Origin of the sequence: Streptomyces sp. NPDC096132 (assembly GCF_044763345.1) — a bacterium.
Taxonomy (GTDB): Bacteria; Actinomycetota; Actinomycetes; order Streptomycetales; family Streptomycetaceae; genus Streptomyces.
Genome location: NZ_JBIWGA010000078.1, coordinates 1 through 4,650, shown reverse-complemented (window position 1 = coordinate 4,650; position 4,650 = coordinate 1). Strand labels below are relative to the sequence as shown.

Genomic DNA, 4,650 nt, shown 5'->3' with positions numbered 1-4,650 from the left:
TCAGCCCCCAGCAAGCCAGTTGGCTCCTACCACCGGCTTACGACCAACCCGACTTGCCGTCAACCCATGCCACCACCGGATTTAACGAACTACCGTTACTGACCTCTTCGGAGTGTTGTCGTGGGGTGGTGACGTGTGGTGATCCCTGCGGTAGGCCGGTGGTATGTGGTACGCGCAGGGTGGCGGACTGACCGCCGAGCGGCGGCAGTTTCGGGAGCGAATCCGGTACGAGGCCGGTGAACGGTTGCCGCCTCTATTTGTCTTTGAGGCTTGGACCGGTACAGGAGACCGTCTGGGCCGCGAGGATGGAACATGTCGAGTCTGTCGCGATACTCGGCGGGCTACGGCGCGTCCAATGTCTCACGCCACGCGGCCATCCGTACCTGGACCCTCCGCAGTACGTACAAGTCGGCGTAGTACTGGCGTGGAGGAAACTGCGGAAGCTGTCTGGCGTAGGTGGCAGCGTCCTCCAGCATCGAAAGTATCTCGGGGGCCGCGGCCGCGTTGACCGGTTTCGCGGTATCCGCGACGAGGAGCACGGTCTGAATGAACTGTCCAGCGGTGTACCGCCCGTCGGGCAGCACGTCACGGTGGCGGTAAAGATCGACGGCGTGGCGTAAGGCCGGTGCCGCCGCCGGGTCGCCGATGAGGTGCATCGCCCGGCCATAGTGGTTGTATCCACGCGCAAGGGCCAGACTTGGCCCTTCGGCCAGCCCCCTTTCGTACGCTTCGATGGCCCGCCCGTGTCGTCGGGCGGCCGCCGCGTCGCCGGCCTGCGCGTAGAGCTCGCTCAGCAAAACCTGACACGACGGCACCAGCAAGGGATACCGGACACCGTGAACCCGCTGCCCCTCTTCGAAAAGTGCAAGCGCCTCGGTCGCGTCACGGATCGCTTCACCAATGTTGCCGAGTCCGTGATGGATCAGCGCACGGTCCCGGAGGCGATCCGCCAGGACTTCTGTCACCCGCCGTTCGTCCCTGCCGCGCTTTCGCCACCGCGCCCATATCTCGCGCGTATGCGTAACCGTCCAATCCGACCAGCGGATCGCGTGATGCAGTTCACCGTCGCGCAGCGCAAGCCCCGCCTGCTCAGCCTGCCAGTCGGCGCCACTTACCAGGTCGTCGTCGTTCTGCCTTCTGCCCTTCCAGAACCTGATCCTCATCGTCAGTGACTCCGTCGCACCTCAGCGTCTGCCCGCCTGCCTCATGCCGTGGGATGGGCCGCACGGATAGCGTCGCCCGAAGTCCTCGATGGGGTGTGGCAAGGCAGCCCCGCCCGCGTTCATCGATGGTGGCAGATTCGTGCTCGCCGGCCAATGGTGCACGCCCGCATCCCGAAGTCCCTGGCCGGCCGCATGAACGTATTGCAGTTGAAAGCAGCACGCCGCAACGTCTGCACATGGCGGGCACGAGCAGGGCCTGCCACTGGGGGGCGGGCGCCGCCAGCGGGTGCCGACCTGTCGGCGGCGCTCGGCGAGCTGCCCGGTCAGGAAGCGCAAGTGTGAGCTGGACAGGTTGATCGCGGACGGGTGGACAAGCACGACGGCGCTCCTGGTCACGCGAGTGATTTTGGCCGTGAACTCGACTACCAGGATGCGGGCATCGATCAATCCTCGTTGGGCCGCCACAGCCAGCGCAGAGCGTCTGGCAACAGGACGCCGCCGTGGTTGGGGCTGTGTCCGCCGTCTCCCAGCACAAGGCGGAAGTCGTAGCCCGCTTCAGCTAGAGCGGCTGCCACGCGCAGGTTCTCGGCGAGCCAGTTCCGTTGTGGCTCATTCCAGTTCAGGTCGCGGTGGCCGCCTTGCATGAAGATGCGCAGCGGCTTGCGGGGTACGCGGGAGATGAGGTCTGGGTAGGGGTTGCCGTCCGGCATCTGCGCGAAGCTGGACAGGTATCCGATGATGCGGCGGAACTTGTCCGGACGCAGCCAGGCGGCGGTGAAGGCGCAGTTGCCGCCGCTGCTCCCGCCGCAGATGCCCCACCTTTCGGGCGACTGAGCGACGGCATAACGCTCCGTAACCTGCGGGATGATCTCGGTGAGGAGGAAGGTGGCATACCGGTCGTCGAAGGCGTCGTACTCGTTGTTGCGGTTCTTCGGGTTCTCCGCATCGGGGAAGACGCCAGGATCGACGAACACCCCTATGGTGACGGGGATGTCGCCGCGGTGAATGAGGTTGTCCAGGACGATCGCGCCGCGTACCTCCCCTGCGGGGTCCAGGTACCACCATCCGTCCTGGAACACCATCAAGGATGCCGGTACCGCTGGGTCGTACTGGGCAGGCACGTGTACCCAGAACTTCCGGAAGGTTCCCCGGTAGACCTCGCTTCCCCTCCATTCGAGCTCGACCGTCTCGCCGGCGGGCACGCCCGGCTGTAGAGCGGAATCGGGCCCGTGGATGTACCGCACGTCGGACTGGTCGATCGGAAGTGGCCGGTAGGGCATCTTCATGGTCACGGGGAGCAACCGTAGGGCGATCACCACCCTTGACCACAGAGGATTTTCGTCCGGACGCTCCACCTCGCAGCTCCAGCCCGGGGTGGGAAAAGGCTCCTTGTGCGGTCACACAGCCGAAGGTGGTGGGTCGAGCAGGCCGGCGCAACAGGGCGTGCTGCCGAACGGCCTGGCTGCTTGCCGGTGCCCGGAGCCTCTCCCCTGTCGGTAAAGATGTTCGCCTACTGCGGCCCGCCGGGCTGGTCCTTGGCCCACCACAGGAACGCGGCGGAGTGCTGCTGGTTGGCGAACCCTTCGCCGACCAGGGCACGCAGGAGGTCGTTGCTCCAGAGGATGAGCCGGCCGAGGGTCCAGTTCACCGACTCCGGCGCCGGCAGCTCCAGGCCGTAGACCATCTGCGCGATCTCCCGCTTGCCGTCCGCCTCCGTCGTGTACTTGAGGTCGACAGGAACCGCTCGGGCTCCATCACGCAGAGAACCCTCGTGAGGAGGGCTTCCTTGAAGCCGGTCATGGCGAACGGCTGGGCGCCGCTCAGGAGTTGTTGCAGTCGGTCCTCGACCGGGACTTCGTCAGGCCCGTACAGGAGGTACGCAATGCTCTTGCTCGTGGCCTCCCCGGCCGCGGCGTCGCCCATGGCGTTCCAGGCGGAGTTGAACGTGGCCTGGTTGCCCGGGTGGGCACCGATGTCCGAATTGGCGAAGTCCTTGAGAAGCCTCGGGGCGCTCGTCCGCAATCCGTCAGGAGGGAAGATTTGCTGGTACTTCGCCCAGTATGCAGCCAACTCGGAGTCAAAGCCCGGTTTGGTGGCGAGGTACCGCTCCTTGAGCCGGGCCGCCCGCTCCCGCCACTGGGGCTCGACGTCTTCGGGCTTCGGGAAGCGGGCCTTGAGGTCACCGAAGGACCGAGGGGAATTCCTCTGGGGGATGATGACCGCCTTGATGCTTCCACTCGAAGCCGCACCGGTGTCTGACGAGTTGGCGTCCGTCGTCGAGGGCACCGACCACCTCGATGTCCTCGTCGTCACTGCACAACGGACACATGGCCACTGCCATGGCTCCCCCGTTACCGTCTTCATGGCTCCGCAATGGGGCCTGCGGCCTTCGGGTCCGGCATGACTTCCCCCTCCTGTTGTTCATGATCCGGGGGGTGGTGTCACCGGATCCGGAGGCATCGACGGACCGCTGATGAGGGGCTTGAGCGCCGGCTTCACCCGAGCTGGAAGAGCTCTCCGTAACGTGGATGTGGCAGCTCGGTGCCGTGGCGGGCCGGACGAAAGCGTGATGGAGGGGCTTGCACGTGATCGAAACCGGCGACATCGACGTCTTCCTCGGCCTGGACGTCGGCAAGGGCGAACACCACGCCACCGCCGTCACCCCGGCAGGCAAGAAGGCGTTCGACAAGCGCCTGCCCAACACCGAGCCCAAGCTCCGCGAACTGTTCGCAAGGCTGCAGGCCAAGCACGGAACGGTGCTGGTCGTGGTCGACCAGCCGGCCTCGATCGGGGCCCTGCCGCTGGCCGTGGCCCGAGACATGGGCTGCGCCGTGGCCTACCTTCCGGGGCTGACGATGCGGCGGATCGCCGACCTCTACCCCGGGGAGGCGAAGACAGACGCGAGGGACGCGTTCATCATCGCCGACGCGGCCCGCGCGATGCCGCACACGCTGCGGGCGATCGAAGGCGAGGACGAGACGATCGCCGAACTGGAGATGATCGTCGGCTTCGACGACGACCTCGCCGGCGAAGCCACCAGGGTCGCCAACCGGCTCCACGGCCTGCTGACCCAGATCCACCCCTCACTGGAACGGGTCCTCGGGCCGCGGTTGCAACACCCAGCCGTCCTGACCCTGCTGGAGCGATTCGGTTCACCAGCCCAGATCCGCAAAGCCGGCCGGCACCGCCTGGTCACGCTGTTACGGCCGAAGGCCCCAAGGATGGCCGAGCGGCTGGTCGACGACATCTTCACCGCCCTGGACGAGCAGGCCGTCACCGTTCCGGGCAACGAGGCGGCCGCGCTGATCGTCCCGAGCCTGGCCGGATCCCTGACCGCCGTGCTTGACCAGCGCAAGCTGCTGGCCGGGCGGATCGAGGAACTCCTGGAGGCTCACCCTCTAATGCAGTGCGGAGCGGATGCCTCGGGTCCTTCTGACCGATGAGGTCCCCCTTGAAGACAGGCAGCGACTCCGCGGCGGCCTTCGTG

General features: G+C 66.4%; 4 protein-coding genes and 2 pseudogenes. 1 reads left to right on the top strand and 5 read right to left on the bottom strand.

The window, feature by feature from the left end; genetic code table 11:
• Nucleotides 1-341: 341 nt before the first annotated feature.
• From ACIRF9_RS52420 to ACIRF9_RS52400, 5 genes and pseudogenes are all read right to left on the bottom strand, one after another.
• Nucleotides 342-1,163, bottom strand: coding sequence for a hypothetical protein (locus ACIRF9_RS52420; protein ID WP_403837727.1), 822 nt, complete (start codon nt 1,161-1,163; stop codon nt 342-344).
• A 273-nt stretch (nt 1,164-1,436) separates the two neighbouring features.
• Nucleotides 1,437-1,541 (bottom strand): annotated as a pseudogene (locus tag ACIRF9_RS52415) (IS5/IS1182 family transposase); the annotation flags it as partial.
• A gap of 65 nt (nt 1,542-1,606) precedes the next feature.
• Nucleotides 1,607-2,449, bottom strand: a complete 843-nt coding sequence (locus tag ACIRF9_RS52410; RefSeq protein ID WP_403837729.1) for an alpha/beta hydrolase — start codon at nt 2,447-2,449, stop codon at nt 1,607-1,609.
• 224 nt (nt 2,450-2,673) lie between these two features.
• Nucleotides 2,674-2,847: a hypothetical protein gene (locus tag ACIRF9_RS52405; RefSeq protein ID WP_403837725.1), complete on the bottom strand. Its 174-nt coding sequence runs from the start codon at nt 2,845-2,847 to the stop codon at nt 2,674-2,676.
• Nucleotides 2,808-3,449, bottom strand: coding sequence for a hypothetical protein (locus ACIRF9_RS52400; RefSeq protein WP_403837723.1), 642 nt, complete (start codon nt 3,447-3,449; stop codon nt 2,808-2,810). Before ACIRF9_RS52400 ends, ACIRF9_RS52405 begins: the two co-directional genes overlap by 40 nt.
• A 299-nt stretch (nt 3,450-3,748) precedes the next feature.
• Here ACIRF9_RS52400 and ACIRF9_RS52395 point away from each other — a divergent pair.
• Nucleotides 3,749-4,564 (top strand): annotated as a pseudogene (locus tag ACIRF9_RS52395) (IS110 family transposase); the annotation flags it as partial.
• Nucleotides 4,565-4,650 lie beyond the last annotated feature (86 nt).